This window comes from Streptomyces sp. NPDC093544, from assembly GCF_040683495.1.
Classification (GTDB): Bacteria; Actinomycetota; Actinomycetes; order Streptomycetales; family Streptomycetaceae; genus Streptomyces.
Map to the genome: position 1 here is coordinate 147,466 of NZ_JBFBEA010000017.1, position 14,534 is coordinate 161,999.

At 69.5% G+C, this 14,534-nt stretch carries 15 protein-coding genes; 8 read left to right on the forward strand and 7 right to left on the reverse strand.

Annotation, left to right across the window (positions count from 1 at the left end; genetic code table 11):
* Nucleotides 1–25: 25 nt before the first annotated feature.
* From AB0N66_RS25985 to AB0N66_RS26005, 5 genes are all read left to right on the forward strand, one after another.
* The gene (locus tag AB0N66_RS25985) at nucleotides 26–940 is read left to right on the forward strand and encodes a helix-turn-helix transcriptional regulator (RefSeq protein WP_365439448.1); all 915 of its coding nucleotides are present in this window, start codon (nucleotides 26–28) and stop codon (nucleotides 938–940) included.
* Nucleotides 903–1,031: a DUF397 domain-containing protein gene (locus tag AB0N66_RS25990; protein ID WP_365439318.1), complete on the forward strand. Its 129-nt coding sequence runs from the start codon at nucleotides 903–905 to the stop codon at nucleotides 1,029–1,031. Before AB0N66_RS25985 ends, AB0N66_RS25990 begins: the two co-directional genes overlap by 38 nt.
* A 284-nt stretch (nucleotides 1,032–1,315) precedes the next feature.
* Nucleotides 1,316–2,167 carry a hypothetical protein gene (locus AB0N66_RS25995; protein WP_365439320.1) on the forward strand — a complete coding sequence of 284 codons (852 nt, stop codon included), beginning with the start codon at nucleotides 1,316–1,318 and terminating at the stop codon, nucleotides 2,165–2,167.
* A gap of 68 nt (nucleotides 2,168–2,235) precedes the next feature.
* Nucleotides 2,236–2,892, forward strand: coding sequence for a DUF433 domain-containing protein (locus AB0N66_RS26000; protein WP_365439322.1), 657 nt, complete (start codon nucleotides 2,236–2,238; stop codon nucleotides 2,890–2,892).
* A 43-nt stretch (nucleotides 2,893–2,935) separates the two neighbouring features.
* Nucleotides 2,936–3,268, forward strand: coding sequence for a toxin-antitoxin system, toxin component, PIN family protein (locus AB0N66_RS26005; RefSeq protein WP_365439324.1), 333 nt, complete (start codon nucleotides 2,936–2,938; stop codon nucleotides 3,266–3,268).
* A 136-nt stretch (nucleotides 3,269–3,404) separates the two neighbouring features.
* Here the strand turns inward: AB0N66_RS26005 and AB0N66_RS26010 are convergent, their stop codons facing one another.
* The 4 genes from AB0N66_RS26010 to AB0N66_RS26025 all read right to left on the reverse strand — a co-directional run bounded on the left by AB0N66_RS26010 (nucleotide 3,405) and on the right by AB0N66_RS26025 (nucleotide 7,213).
* Entirely contained in the window at nucleotides 3,405–4,820 is a 1,416-nt protein-coding gene (locus tag AB0N66_RS26010) for an aldehyde dehydrogenase family protein (protein WP_365439326.1), read from the reverse strand.
* 73 nt (nucleotides 4,821–4,893) lie between these two features.
* A complete protein-coding gene (locus AB0N66_RS26015; protein ID WP_365439328.1) occupies nucleotides 4,894–5,343 on the reverse strand; it encodes a nitroreductase/quinone reductase family protein in 450 nt (149 codons plus the stop codon).
* 273 nt (nucleotides 5,344–5,616) lie between these two features.
* Nucleotides 5,617–6,522, reverse strand: a complete 906-nt coding sequence (locus tag AB0N66_RS26020; protein WP_365439330.1) for an AraC family transcriptional regulator — start codon at nucleotides 6,520–6,522, stop codon at nucleotides 5,617–5,619.
* Between the two features lie 136 nt (nucleotides 6,523–6,658).
* Nucleotides 6,659–7,213 (reverse strand): HPP family protein, encoded by a 555-nt coding sequence (locus AB0N66_RS26025; protein WP_365439332.1) that lies wholly within the window; start codon nucleotides 7,211–7,213, stop codon nucleotides 6,659–6,661.
* Nucleotides 7,214–7,628: 415 nt separating this feature from the next.
* Here AB0N66_RS26025 and AB0N66_RS26030 point away from each other — a divergent pair, with 415 nt between their 5' ends.
* Nucleotides 7,629–8,168 carry a universal stress protein gene (locus tag AB0N66_RS26030; protein ID WP_365439334.1) on the forward strand — a complete coding sequence of 180 codons (540 nt, stop codon included), beginning with the start codon at nucleotides 7,629–7,631 and terminating at the stop codon, nucleotides 8,166–8,168.
* On the opposite strand, the gene AB0N66_RS26035 is transcribed toward AB0N66_RS26030, so the two are convergent.
* Nucleotides 8,165–9,724 carry an acyltransferase family protein gene (locus AB0N66_RS26035; RefSeq protein ID WP_365439336.1) on the reverse strand — a complete coding sequence of 520 codons (1,560 nt, stop codon included), beginning with the start codon at nucleotides 9,722–9,724 and terminating at the stop codon, nucleotides 8,165–8,167. The two genes, AB0N66_RS26030 and AB0N66_RS26035, sit on opposite strands and share 4 nt — an antisense overlap.
* A gap of 283 nt (nucleotides 9,725–10,007) precedes the next feature.
* On the opposite strand from AB0N66_RS26035, the gene AB0N66_RS26040 reads away from it, so the two are divergent.
* Nucleotides 10,008–10,412, forward strand: a complete 405-nt coding sequence (locus AB0N66_RS26040; protein ID WP_365439338.1) for an SAV_915 family protein — start codon at nucleotides 10,008–10,010, stop codon at nucleotides 10,410–10,412.
* A gap of 9 nt (nucleotides 10,413–10,421) precedes the next feature.
* Nucleotides 10,422–11,789: a diaminopimelate decarboxylase gene (gene lysA, locus AB0N66_RS26045; RefSeq protein WP_365439340.1), complete on the forward strand. Its 1,368-nt coding sequence runs from the start codon at nucleotides 10,422–10,424 to the stop codon at nucleotides 11,787–11,789.
* A 13-nt stretch (nucleotides 11,790–11,802) separates the two neighbouring features.
* On the opposite strand, the gene AB0N66_RS26050 is transcribed toward lysA, so the two are convergent.
* Nucleotides 11,803–13,623, reverse strand: a complete 1,821-nt coding sequence (locus tag AB0N66_RS26050) for an APC family permease (RefSeq protein WP_365439342.1) — start codon at nucleotides 13,621–13,623, stop codon at nucleotides 11,803–11,805.
* Nucleotides 13,624–13,954: 331 nt separating this feature from the next.
* Nucleotides 13,955–14,452 (reverse strand): MarR family transcriptional regulator, encoded by a 498-nt coding sequence (locus tag AB0N66_RS26055; RefSeq protein ID WP_365439344.1) that lies wholly within the window; start codon nucleotides 14,450–14,452, stop codon nucleotides 13,955–13,957.
* Nucleotides 14,453–14,534 lie beyond the last annotated feature (82 nt).

Consider the following 14,534-nt stretch of genomic DNA (forward strand, 5'->3'; position numbering starts at 1 on the left):
CAAGGAAATTGACCCGGGATCATCGATGGCGGCGCTCTTCGGATCACGCGTTCGCAGACTCCGTACGGCGGCGGGGCTGACCCAGGCGGAACTGGGCGAGAGGACACATGTGGTCGCCTCTCGGATCACGCAGGTCGAGCGGGCGTCGGGGGCGAAGCCGACGCTGGAGCTGGCCCGCGCTCTTGATGAAGTCCTCGGCGCGGACGGTTTGTTGATCGACCTGTGGCCGTATGTCTACCGCGAGGCGTTTCCGGACTGGTCGCGGGCGTTCATGGCGCACTCGGAAAGGGCGGTCTTCATTCGCGAGTACGCGGCGCACCTCGTGCCCGGTCTCTTGCAGACGGAGGACTACGCGCGGGCCGTACTCAGCGTCGGGCTTTCCCTCCAGGGCGAGGAGCACCTGGAGGAGCGGGTGTCGGCGCGACTCGGTCGGCAGGAGCGGCTGACCGCATCCGACCGACCCGCGCTGTGGGTCGTACTGGACGAGGCGGTGCTACGGCGGCCGGTCGGCGGATGGGCAGTTATGCGAGCCCAGTTGGCGCGTGTGCTGGATGCCGCCTCCGACCGTCTCATCACGGTGCAGGTGTTGCCGTTCGAACAGGGCGAGCACGATGTGATGGGCGGGTCGCTGACCATCCTGGAGCTGTCGGACGGCAGCGAAGTCGCCTATACGGAGGGTTCCCATTACGGCCAACTCGTGGAAGAACCGGCCGACGTCGAGCGCTTCCGGCTGTTTTACGATCGGCTCCGGGCGGCAGCCCTGCCCCCGCTCATGTCGCTCGACATGATCCGATCAGTGATGGAGGGCAACCACCGTGGCGCGACCATCCCGTCCCGAACTGAACGGCGCCGCCTGGCGCAAGAGCAGTCACAGCAATCAGGAGGGCGGCAACTGCGTCGAGGTGGCGTCCGGAATCCCAGGCCTCGTCCCCGTCCGTGACAGCAAGGCCCCCGACGGCCCGGCGCTCGCCTTCGCCGCCGCCTCCTGGGCCCTGTTCATAGGCGAGTTGAAGTCCCGCCACCGCATCTGAGCCGACCGAATCCGAGCCGCCCAGGTACCGGCACCGGACGGCGTTCCCGATCCACCGGGCCCTCGTTCGCGGCGGCCCGGTGGGCCACGGCCCTCCCCCAAGGACTTTAAGGAAAGAACCAACTACCCTCCCCCTCCCGCCCGTTCACCCTCAGGGGTGACCCAGTTGCGGTGAGTGGTGGCGGGAGGTTACGTTCCCGGCGACAACTCCACACGAACGACGGCCCCCGCCAGGACGGCAATCCTGAACGAGGGCCTGACCGCTCAGGAAGAAGTAGCTTCCCGATGGCTGATCCGCAGTCTAACGCGCCCTCGCGCGCCAACACTGGCGCTCCGACCTCCGGCGTGATCCACGTCCGCACCCGCCTCACCGCCGACTTCACCGTGATCGCCAACGCCCTTGCGCAGCGGCGCGGAAGCGCGGTCACGGTCGGCGTCGCGGCCTACATCCTCTCGCTGCCCGACGGCGCCATCGTCAGCATCGCCGCGCTCTGCGCGCACTTCACCGAGGGCGAGATCCTGATCTCCCGCGCGCTAAGGGAGTTGGAAGCCGCCGGATACCTGGAACGCCGGCGCGAACGCGGGCCCGACGGCCAGGTACGCACGCGGACCTTCTTCTACGACGTACCGCGCGGCCAGGGTCAGCCCACCCCGCCGCCGAACCGACCCAATCGGCCTGTTCAGCCACGGAAGTCCGCCGAAGAGTCCCCACACGGAACAGTCACCGCACCCGAGCCCACGCCCTCATCACCGCAACCCTCCCCCTCATTGGATGCCGCCGACCCCCAGGCCGTCGTCATCCTCGCCTCCCTGCGGATCGTCGACCGCAGACTGGTCCTGTCCCGCCGCGAGGTCGCCGAACTGGCCCCGGACGTCTCCGAGTGGCTCGCGCGGGGTCTCCGGCCCGAGGAGATCACCGGCCTGCTCACCGCCGGACTCCCCGAGCACTTCCGGTCCCGCCCAGCGCGCCTTCTCGCACACCGACTCGCCGAGGTCCCACTCCCGGCGCCACCAGCCCTGTACGCACCGCCGCCCGCCCAGCAGCCCGTCCTGCCCTGGCAAACCTGCGACGGCTGCGAACGCGCCTTCCGGGCCCCGGAACCGTCCTCCTGCCGCGACTGCCGGGAAGCGGCCTGATGATCCTGAGGCAGCCAGGGACCCGCGTGTGCGAGCATGCGAAACCTGGGATCAGCGGGAGGAGGGTCATGGTTGACCGGTTCAATGACGGGCTTCTGACGCCCACGGAGACGGCTTCGCACCTTGAGGTCCCGTTGTCGACGCTCACCAGCTGGCTCAAGGGGACGGCGGCCGGCGCACCGCTCGTGCACCGGGTCGAGCCGGTACGCAGCGGGCAGCCGTCGGTTCCCTTCATCGCCGTGGCCGAGGCTCACGTCCTGCGTTCTCTTCGCTCGCTCGGTCTGCGCATGAGTGAGATCCGGGAGGCGGCGGCCGCCGTACGAAAGGCGTTCGACACCCCCTACGGCCTGGTCTCGAAGCGCGTCGCGACCGACGGGGTGGACATCTTCGTAGAGCACGGTTTCGGGGATCTGCGCAGGGCCCGGGACGGTCAGGCCCCCATCCAGGAAGTGGTGGCCCGCTACCTCCGATACCTGAACTGGGAGGGCGACGACGACTACCCAGCGAGCCTGCGACTGCGGCAGCACGGGGAATCGGTTCCTGTCGTCATCGACCCGCGGTTCGGCCACGGACTGCCCGTCATCGCCACCAACCGTGTCTCGGTCAAGGCGGTCACCGACCTCTGGGAGGCCGGGGAAAGCGTCGAGGACATCGCCTACGAGTACGGGATGACTCCCGAGCAGGTCGACGAACTCTGCCACGCAGTGGTGCGCCTTGCCGCCTGAGTTCTTCCTCGACCGGAACCCGGGACGCCGGGTAGCGGAGGAATTGAGGGATCGCGGCTGGTCGGTGCACCGCATCGTCGACGTCTTCCCGGAGGACGCGCAGAACATCCCCGACGAGGAGTGGATCTCCTACGGTCTCGACCGGTCCTGGGTTCCGCTGTCGAAGGATGGCCGCATCAAGACACGGGACCTGGAGATCCAGCCTGTCCTCGACCGCTGCGCGGTGCTCTTCTACCTCGACAACCAGCAGCTCCGCAGTCTGGAGATGATGGACCGGCTCGATGCACACCGCAGCGCGATCCACCGAGCCGTCGAGAAGGGCGGTCCGGCCGCCTACGCCGTACGGCAGGGCGGCCTCGACCGCACCTGGCCATGACAGCCCGCGCCCGCAGGTGTCACCGAGAGGGGTACGGTGACCTCGGACCGCGGTGCCGTCATGGCTGACCGAGGCGCTATGGGACCGCCGATGGGCCGCAGGTTCGCGCATCAGTCACCAGGCACGGGCGGGCCGGTCAGGCCATCACGGACCGCGGTTCGAGGAAGCCCTCAAGACCGAAGGTGCCGTATTCCCGCCCGATGCCCGACTGCTTGAACCCCCCGAACGGGGACAGCGGCGCATAACCACCGTTGATCGACACCCGGCCGGCCTCAAGCCGCGACGCGACACGATGCGCTCGCGCGGGATCCGACGAGAACACGTAGGCGTGCAGGCCGTAGTCCGTGTCGTTGGCGATCTCGACGGCGTGGTCCTCGTCGCGGTAGGTGATGATCGACAGCACCGGCCCGAAGATCTCCTCGCGCGCGATCGTCATGTCGTTGGTGACGTCCGCGAACAGGGTCGGGCGCACGAAGTATCCGTCCGCGAGGCCCTCCGGTCGGTCGGGTCCACCGACGACGATCCGGGCGCCTTCCTCGACACCGCGACGGATGTAACCCTGCACCCGCTCCCACTGCCGTTCGCTCACCATCGGACCGATGACGGTCGCCTGGTCTCCCGGATCACCGACAGGGAAGTCGGCCATCTTCGCCGTGGCGACAGCGAGCATCTCGTCCAATCGGCTCTCCGGGACGAGGATGCGGGTGCCGGCGACGCACGCCTGGCTGCTGTTGGCGAACCCGGCCATGAGCGCGCCCGTGACGGCTTCATCGAGATCGGCGTCGTCCAGGATGATCGACGGAGACTTACCGCCGAGTTCGAGCGTCAGGCTCTTCATCGTCTCGGCCGCCTCGCGGAAGATGACCTTGCCGACCGCGGTCGAGCCGGTGAAGGAGATCTTGGCGACGTCAGGGTGACGGGTGATCGCGGACCCGACGACATCGCCGCGCCCCGTCACGATGTTGAAGACACCCCGGGGCAGCCCGGCCTCGTGGAGTGCCTGAGTCACGACATGGGTCTGCGTCGCGCTCATCTCGCTCGGCTTCATGACGACGGTGCAGCCGGCCGCCAATGCGGTCGCGAGCTTGTCGCAGATGATGAACGGATCGGAATTCCACGGCGTGATCAGGCCGGCGACGCCGATCGGCGCCATCTCCACCGTCGCATTACCGACGTGCCGTGCGAAGTCGAAGCCCTCCAAGGTCGTGATCATGTCGGCTATCGCACCGGGAGCCGAATCGACCATAAACGCGTTGCGCACCGGAGCGCCGTACTCCAAGAGGACGGCGTCCGCGATTTCGTTCCTTCGCGCGGCGACCGCGGCCTGAAGCCGACGCAGCGCGTCGATTCGCTCTTCCTTAGATGTCGCGGACCAAGCCGGCAGCGCACGCTTCGCCGCTGCGACAGCCGCCGCTGTATCGACCTCGTCGGCAAGCTGGACCTGTCCGATCACTTTCCCGGTGGTGGGATTGAAAAGGTCGGCGAGTTCCATGCCGTGCGGGGTGACGAACTCACCGTCTATGTAGATCTTGTCGATCACGTTGTCTTTCATGGTGGTCTCCTGGACTTGTCCGCCGCCGAAACCACAGAGAGGGGCGGCGGTTGTCTGATCCTGATGGTTCGGGTTATCCGGCCGACGCCGAGGAGGCTGTCCGCAACTGCTCGTCGTCGAAGACGATCTCGACCAGCGGGCTGTGGGCGAACCACGTGTCGAAGTTCTGGCGTTGACTGACCCGCGCCGCGATCTCGGGCCGGTTCTGCAGGTCGAGGACCGCGGTGATCACTCGCCGCCGTGTCGGCTCGTCGACCGGCGCCGCGGTCGCCGGCAGGTCGGCTGTGACCCCGTGCTTGAGATGCACGGTGAACCGCGGATGCGCGCGCAGATTCGCGTACCAGTTACGTGGTCCGGGCATGCCGGTCAGATACCAGCGGCCGTCGACGCGGTGGAACCAGATCTCGATGCGCCGCGGCATGCCGCTGCGAGCACCCAGCGTCGTGATGTCGATCGTGCGCTCGGCCGCCGAGGAGTCCGGCCCGATGGCCAGGGCGCGGGCGACGGCGTCATCGACAGTCACAGCCCGGTCCGCGGATCCTCGTCGAGGGGCGCGTCGCCGTCCTCGACTCGGGACAGGCCCAGCGTGCGGTAATTCATGATTCTCTCCCTCGGAGGTGATCGGAGAGCATTCGGTGGGCGGTCGGCGACCTTCATCACCGCCGCCATTACCCGCCTCTTGCTTCGTCCCGAAATTCGTGGAACGTTCCGGTACCTCCATGGAACCAATGCGGCGGGCGCCGAGCCAGCAAGATCCTCTCGCTTGGTTGCACAATCCTCTTCGCCCAAGCGGCTCTTATGGGAGCGCCGCGGCAGCGGGACCGGCTCGGCCACGCATACGCAACGCGTCAATGCTGGGCGGGGCACCGAACTGGCGCCGGTATTCCCGGCTGAACTGGGCCGGACTGTCGTATCCGACGCGGTGCCCGACGCCGGTGATGTCGTTCGGATGGTTCGCAAGGAGCAATCTCGCCGACTGTAGCCGGATGTGTTTCTGGAACTGGATCGGGGTCATCGCCGTTACCGCCTGGAAGTTCCGGTGGAAAGCGGAGACGCTCATCCCCGAAAGCTGTGCCACTTCCTCCACCCGGAACGGCTGGGTGTAGTTCTCCCGGATCCACTGCACCGCACGTCTGATGTGGCTCAGGCTGCTGTCGGCCAGGCCGAGCTGACGCACGGCATCACCTTGTTCCCCGGTCATCAACCGCCAGAGGATCTCGCGCTTGACCAGCGGGACCAGTGCCTTCCGGTCCCGAGGCCGGTCAAGCAGGCGCAGCAGCCGCACGATGGCGTCGAGCAACTCGTCCGGGGCGTCACTGACGGCGATTCCCGGGCGTACGGTGCCGGGGGACCTCGGCAGATCCTCCGACCCTGCCAGCAGCAGCAGCTCGGCGATGGCGGCAGGTTCCAGAGTCATCCCGAAACCGAGCGTGGGGCGGCCCGGGGCGGCGTCGACGAAGTGCCCCGTCACCGGGAGATCGACCGAGGTGATCAGGTACTGACCAGCGCCGTACTCGTAGACGCGGTCTCCCAGTGCCAGACGCTTGCGGCCCTGAGCGATCACCGCGAGGACCGTGCCGGACATCGCGGACTCCGGCGGCACGGCGTGGTCGGCCTTGCAGATCCGGACCTCGTCGATGGCAGTGGTCAGATCGGGACGCACATGCCGTTCCAGCAGGTCGCGAAGTTCGCCCAGAGACATGCCTCGATTGCAGCACATGACCGGCGATGATCTTCAGAACCGAGAGGAACGTGCAACGACTCGCCAGTTTCGTCAAAGCGTCCGCCGAGCCTGGGTGCGCCGGTTGCGGATCGTACAGAGCGCGCAAGAGGCGGCCTCACCACCAGGACGTGGGATACACCTCCTGCTGGAGGCGGGCGGAGACCATCTGTACCGCGATGAGCAGCACCGCGCCGACGGCGAGGAGGGGTACGAAGGGGGTGAGCGGTGGGTGGGTGAGCATGATCATGACGGCGGTTGCCATGGCCGGTGGGTGGGCCGTCTTGAGTATGAGAACGAGTCCGCAGGCGATGCCGCAGGCCACCGCGGCGGCCCAAGGACCGCGCCAGCCGAGGGCGAGCACCGCGAAGGCGACGAGGCAGGACAGCATGTGGCCGCCGATGACATGGCGGGGCTGCGCGAGAGGCGAGTGAGGGGTCGCGGTCACGATCGCCATCGTGGCCGCGAGCGGCGGTACGAGCGCCGTCTGGTGGGTGAGCGACCCCACGGCCGCCAGCACGGCCAGCCCGACCGACGTGGTGATGGCCGCGGACGCGACGGTGCGCCGGGGAGACCGTGGCTCGTCAGGTTTCCACCAGCGGTTCGCGGGGTGGTTCGCCGGGCGGGCGTGTACGTCCACGACTTCCGGAATCTCAGGCGCGTCAGACGCCATGAATGCGGGATTCAGATCGGGAGGTGAGGCCGGAAGCCGTAGATCGGCCCAGTTCAGGCGGGTCGCACACCTGCTGGGCGCACGGAAGCAGCACGGGAACTCCTCGGAGAGTCCCCGCTTCCGGCCCACGGCGGCTCGTCGTCCGTGAAGACGGGGATCATCCCCGGCATCGTGACCTTGCCGGGCGACGCCCGTCCAAGACCGCCTCCCTATCGCCCGATCGAGGGCCTCTATCGAAACCGCTTGCACCCAGGGCACCGGGCGGCGGCCACTTGGGCCGCCCGGCGTCAGAGAGTCGCTATGAACCGGCGCCCCGGCGTCAGGCAATCGCCAACAGAGCCGTCCGCCCACGCCCCTCGGCCCTTCTATGGGACGCCGATATGTAGAGGGACGTAGGCCGAGGAGAGAACAGGCGATGGGCGAGTTCGACGGGCGGCGCATCGTGGTCGGGGTGAGCGGGTCGCTGGGGAGTCTGGTGGCGCTGCACCGGGCCGTGGCCGAGGCGCGGCGCGGGGAAGCCGAGTTGGTGGCCGTGCTGGCGTGGGAGCCGCCCAGGGGTGAACTCGCCCAGGGGCGCGCGGTGTTCCCCTCTCCGACGGCCGACCTCCGGCAGGCGGCGGGCAAACGGCTGCTCGGGACGCTGCGTACGGCGTTCGGCGAGGTGGGACCCGGCGTTCCGTTCCAGGGCCTGGTCGTACGGGGTATGGCGGGGCGCGCGCTGGTGGAGTGTGCCGACCGGGACGGTGACCTCCTGGTGGTCGGCGCGGGGTGTCGTGGCTGGCTGCATCGGGCGTTCTCGCCGTCCACCGCCCGGTACTGCCTCGCCCACGCCACCTGTCCGGTCCTGGCCGTGCCACCCTCGCCGCTGGAGAGCGACCTTGCCTCGGTGCATCGACGTATTGGCCTGCGACTGCCCCTCGACGCACGGGAGTTGACCGACGGCATCCAGAACTAGGGCCTGGCCTGCGCTCTGCTCGGGCGCATTCCGAACAGGAAACGCGTCAACCTCGTCCGCCGTACGAGGAGTTCGTACGCGGCCAGGGTCAGGAACAGCGAAGCCGCGACGAGCAGGGCGTACTTGACCGGGATCGGGGCGTCCAGGCCGACCACTCCGTACGCGACCGCCACGACGATCGGCTGGTGCAGGACGTACAACGGCAGTGCGCCGACGGCCAGATAGCCGAACAGGCGACGGCGCCGACCGACATCGTCACCGGCCCCGGGCACACGGCGGTCACGGCGGTCCAGCAGCCCCACGATGCCCACGATCCAGCACCAGCCCGCCGCGCCGAACAGCGCGCGCGTGACCGTCGCGAGGGCGGTCGGGTCCGTGAAGGCGTCGTCCGCCGTCATGAAGCCGGGCGCGGAGGCGGCGAAGAGGAGGGGGCCAAGGACTGCTCCCCACACCGCGTCCCGGCGCATCGCCGCGCGGAGGCGGTCGTCGGTGGCCAGGACGAAACCGTAGAGGAAGAAGAGGAGGTACGCCCACCGGCCCCAGCCTCCGTAGTCCTCCTCCAGGCCGATCAGCGCGCTCATCGCGGCGAGCGGCAGGGCGGGGAGCAGCACCACGCCACGCCGTTCGCACGCCCTGGCGAGCGCGTCGCGGAGCCGCTGGGCGCGCGGCACGGGAAACCACCGGGTCAGCGGCACCAGGAACAACGAGAACGTGAGCAGCAGCACGACGAACCACAGGTGGCCCGTCTCGAAGTACTCGCCCTGCACGACGAACGGGAACGCGGAGAGATCCAGGTGGACGTCGAAGAAGCGGGGCAGGAAGCGGAGGTACGACTCGTCGTAGCCGGGGTCGGCGGCCCGCTCGCGCAGCCACTGCGGCAGCGGCAGCAGTACGGCCGTCGCGAAGAGCAGCGGTACGCCGAGCCGCAGCAGCCGTTCCGTGGCGAAGCCGCCGGGGCCGCGGCGGCGCAGTGAGTACCAGGAGCCGAGGCCCGCCACGAAGAACAGCATCGGCATCGCCCACACCACACCGAACCCGGCGATGACCAGGATCGCGTCGGTGGTGTCGCCGTTCTTGACGTAGAAGTCGTCGTCCGTGGCGAAGACCAGCGCCGAGTGGAAGAAGACGAGCCCGACGACGACGAGGGTACGGATCGCGTCCAGCTCCGTACGCCGACCGGACGCGGCACCCGCGGACTCCGTACGCCGGCCGGACGCGGCACCCGCGGACTCCGTACGCCGACCGGACGCGGCACCCGCGGACTCCGTACGCCGACCGGACGCGGCACCCGCGGACTCCGCGCGTTCCCCTGACGCGGCGCCCATGACTTCCGCCCGCGGCTCCGGCATGTCCACCGCGGCCTCGACACGCTCCCCCGGCACGCCTCCCGCAGGCTCCACCAGCGGCTCCGGCACGCCCACCCCAGGCTCCACCCGCTCCCCCGGCACCCCTCCCGCGGGTTCCCCGCGCGGCTCCGGCACGCCCACCGCAGGCTCCGCCCGCTCCCCCGGCTCCGTACGCCTCCCCGGTCCCGGCGCGCCTCCCGGCTCCGTCATGCCGCCTCCCCCGTGGCGTGTGGCATGTCGCATATGGCGGCACCAGTGTCCGGCCTCCGGGGCGGTGACGCCAGGCGTACGCCCGGTCGAACCCCACTCGGCGGCATCCCCGTAAGCATCGCGTTACGGCAGCCGCCCCAGGCGTCAAGCATCCGTCAGCGGACCGCTCCGTACCCCGTCACCCGGGCATAGCGTCACTGAAGCGTCCGGCCGATACGCAAAGCACCAGAGCAACCGCATCGGCAGAGCGGCGCGCACGTCGTCTTCGTCAAGGAGCTGCACGATGTCTCCACTGAACTGTTCCGAGGACCCCGAGCCTTCTGAACGCATCCCGGCCGGACTCCTCTACGTACCTGTCCGGTCGGGGCCCGCGGGCTGTACGGCCCGGTTCTTCCGCACTCCCCTGGGCGGCCGTACGGCCGTCGGATTCACCTCGGCGGCGAGGCTCACCGCCACCCTCGGCACGGAACAGGCCTGCATCAGGCTCTCCGAACCCGCGCTGCGCTCGCTCGCCGCGCCCCTGGGCGTGACCGCGCTCACCGTCGACCCGCAGCTCTCCGCTCCGGCGCCCACCGAGACCGATGACCGCGAGCACACCTGGCGCGACTGGCACCCCCAGCACGTCGGTGCCCTGCGGGTGACCGGCGCCGCCGCCGTCATCGCGTATCTGAACCTGCTGATCGGCTGAGGAGGCGTCATGTCCATCTCTGTTACCTCTCTCCTTCCTGCCTCTCCGCCTCCGGACGAGGGCGAACCCGCGGGCGGAGCAGCCGCCCTGTCGGTCTGGCCCCGCTCCGCCCGCCCCGAGCCCGACGCAGACGTCTCCGTCGGCGGCGTCTCCCTCACCGAGGCGGCCGACCGCTTCGGCACCCCCGTGTACGTGCTGGACGAGCAGGAGGTCCGGGAGCGCTGCCGTATCTACCGCACGGCGTTCCCCGACGCCGACATCGTGTACGCGGCCAAGGCGTTCCTGTGCCGTGCGATGGCGCACTGGGTGCAGGAGGAGGGCCTCGGCCTGGACGTGTGCTCGGCCGGTGAGCTGGCGCTCGCCGTCACCACCGGGTTCCCGCCGGAGAAGATCGTGATGCACGGCAACGCCAAGAGCCCCGAGGACCTGCGCACCGCGCTGCGTCTCGGTGTCGGACGCATCGTCGTGGACAGCACCTCGGAGATCGCCCGGCTGGCCGCGATCACGCCCGAGGGCACCCGGCAGAAGGTCATGGTGCGGGTGGTGCCCGGCATCGCGGCCGGCGGCCACACCAAGATCCGTACCGGCACCGAGGACCAGAAGTTCGGCCTGTCGATCACGGACGGCTCCGCGCAGCACGCCGTCGCCCGGATACTCGACCAGCCGCACCTCGAACTCGTCGGCCTGCACTGCCACATCGGCTCGCAGATCGCCACCGTGAAGCCGTACGTCGCCGCTGTGCGCCGCATGGTCGGGCTGCTGGCCCGGATCCGCGACCAGCACGGCGTCACGCTGCCGCAGCTGAACATCGGCGGCGGACACGCCATCGCCTACCGGCCCGGCGAGGACAGTCTCGACGTGGGTGTGCTGGCCGGCCGCGTCCGCGCCGAGCTGGCGGACGGCTGCGCCCGCGCCCAACTGCCCGTCCCCCGGCTCACCTTGGAGCCCGGCCGGGCGATCGTCGGCCCCGCGGGGGTCGCCGTCTACCGGGTCCTGTCGGTCAAGCGCACCGGGGAGCACATCTTCGTCGCCGTCGACGGCGGCATGAGCGACAACCCGAGGCCGGCGCTGTACGGCGTCCGGTACGCGCCCCGGCTCATCGGCCGTGCGTCCGCCGCGGCGCCGCGCCTCGTGACTGTCGTGGGCCGGCACTGCGAGGCGGGCGACATCCTCGCGGACGAGGTGGCGCTCCCGGGCGACGTACACCCCGGCGACCTGCTCGCCGTCCCGGCGGCCGGGGCCTATCACCTGTCCATGGCCTCCGGTTACAACCTCGTCGGCCGGCCCCCGGTCGTCGCGGCGTCCGACGGCATCGCGCGCGTCCTCGTACGCCGCGAGTCGCTGGACGACATGAGCCGCCGGGACGTCGGGCTGTAGCCACCCCGGTCGATCAGATGCTCAGCCGGTACGGCACCACGCACACGACGACATCGGTACGAGCCCTCAGCGCGGCGGCCAGCAGCAGTCCGCGCTGGTTCTGGAGAATCTGGTAGCGGCGGTGGCGGGGCTCCACCTCGGGGATGAGGACGACGATCTGCCGTCCGTCCTCCGCCGCCCGCTGGACGTAGTCGACGATGGGTTCCACCAGGGAGCGCTTGGGACTGTCGACGATGTCGAGCCGTACGCCAGGATCCCAGCGGTCCCAACTCTCCTTCAGGGCCTGGGACCTTTCCTGGTTTCCGTGTACGGCGACAGCGACGACCTCCGCCGAGCCGAGGGCGCGGGCGGCCGTCAGCGCGTACTGCGCGAGTTTGCTGACCTCGCCGACCGGCACGATGACGAGGGAGTCGGCGATGACGCGCACCGGTGGCGGGATCTCGCCGAGCCCCAACTCCCGGCCGACTTCGGTGTAGTACCGCTGGATCCGGGCGAAGAGCAGCATCAGCAGCGGAATCGCGACGACGACGACCCAGGCACCCTCGACGAACTTGCTGGCCAGCAGCACCACACACGCCACACTCGTCAGCACCGCGCCGAACCCGTTGAGCACCGCGCGCCGCAGCCACCCGTGCGGCCGCTCCTTCGACCAGTGCCGTACGAGCCCGGTCTGGCTGATGGTGAACCCGACGAAGACACCGATCGCGAACAGCGGGAGCAGGCGGTGGGTGTTGGCGTTCACGGCGGCCAGCAGCAGCGCGGCGAGCAGGGCGAGGGCCACAACTCCCCAGCGGTACACCGGGCGTTCGGTGCGCAGCGCGAACAGGTGCGCCAGCCGGTGGTCCTTGGCGAGCAGGCTCATCAGCACGGGCAGGCCGCCGAAGCTGGTGTTGGCGGCGAAGAGGAGGACCGTCGTGACGATGAGATTGGTCGCGTAGTACGCCCATCCCGTGCCGTACGAGCCCGCCGTCAGCTGCGCGAGCACGGTCACGCCGCCGCGCGGGACCACATCGTCGCGCTGGATCAGCACGGCAAGACCGATCAGCATCAGCCCGAGCAGTCCGCCGAGCATCAGCTCGGTGCGCTGGGCACGTTTGACGCGCGGCTCCCGGAACGCGGGGACTCCGTTGGCGATGGCCTCCACGCCGGTCAGCGCGGAACATCCGGAGGAGAACGCCTTCAGGAGCAGTACCACTCCCAACGCCTCGGTGGCGTCGACGGGTTGGGCGGTCCCGACGACCGCGGCCGGGTGGTCGCGCAGCAGCCCGACGACGATGATGCCGAAGATGCTGACGATGAACAGCAGGGTGGGCAGCATCAGCACCCGCGCGCTCTCGGCGACGCCCCGCAGGTTCACGACGGTGAGAAGGGCCAGTCCGAGGAGGCAGATCTCCAGCAGATACGAGTTGAGGGAGGGGAACGCGGACGCGAGACTGGCCGCGCCCGCCGCCAGACTGACCGCCACGGTCAGCACGTAGTCCACGACGAGACTGGCCGCCGCGAGCAGGCTGATCCGGGGCCCGAGATCCTTCTTGGCCACGGCGTAGGCGCCACCGCCGTCCGGATGTACGGCGATCACCTGCCCGTACGACACCACGAGCACCGCAAGCAGCGCGGCGATGACCAGCGTCACGGGGAGCGTCGCGGTCAGCGCCCCGGTGCCGGCGACGATCAGCACCAGCACGATCGCCTCGGGGCCGTACGCCACCGAGCTCAACGCGTCCAGCGACAGCGCGGCGAGCCCTTCGAGGCTGGTCAGATGGTGTTTGTCGCCCTCTCCGTGACGCAACGGAACTTTCGGCTTCAGTTGGCGGCGGGCCAGACCGTATGCCATGGGGGACCTCGCGGGGGCAGGGGGCGGGGGCGAGGTCAGTGTGACCGGCGTGCGGTGCCGAGAGGGGGCAAGGACGCGCCAAGGCGGGGTGGGCTTGGGCAAAGACTGGCGATGCGGACGAGGGCTCACCGGCGCCTGCGTGGTCAGACCTCGGCTTGACCGGCGCCTAAGCGGTTACACCTCGGCCTGACCGGCACCTACACGGTCACACCTCAGCCTGACCGGCACCTACACGGTCACACCTCAGCCTGACCGGCACCTACACGGTCACACCTCAGCCTGACCGGCACACCTGCATGGTCAGGCCTCAGCTTGACCCGCGCCTGCGTGGTCACGCCTCGGCTGCCGCACCGCCGTGGCGGATCTCCTCCAGCGAGTCCTGCATCGCGGCCGTCGCGCGGGCGAACCAGTCCGCCAACACGGCGGTCTCGTCCGGGGTGTAGTCGGCGAACAGCGCGCAGACGCGCTCGTAGAACGGCCCGTAGACCTCAAGGACGCGCGCCTGGGCGGACTCCTCCATCACCACTCGCACCCGGCGACGGTCCCCGGGGTCAGCCTGCCGATGGGCGTAACCGGCCTTCTCCAGCCGGTTGAGCACGCCGGTCACCGCCCCGGTGGTGAGGCGAGCCCGCTCGGCGAGGTCACCCGCGGCGAGCGGCTCACCGGCGAGGGCGGCCTCGATGACAAAACCGAGGCAGGTGAGGTCGGTGGGGTTGAGCCCGAGTCGGCCCGCGATGTCCTGCTGCCCGAAATGGGCGAGCGCGATCATCCGGTCCATCGCGTACAGCGCCTGATCAGCCGTCGCCTCGGGGCGCGCCTTGCCTTCCACCGAAAATCCCCTTAGCATCTAAGTTACTTAGCTCGTAAGACACTTTGCCGAGCGGTACACATCGACCGATGAACCATCGCAC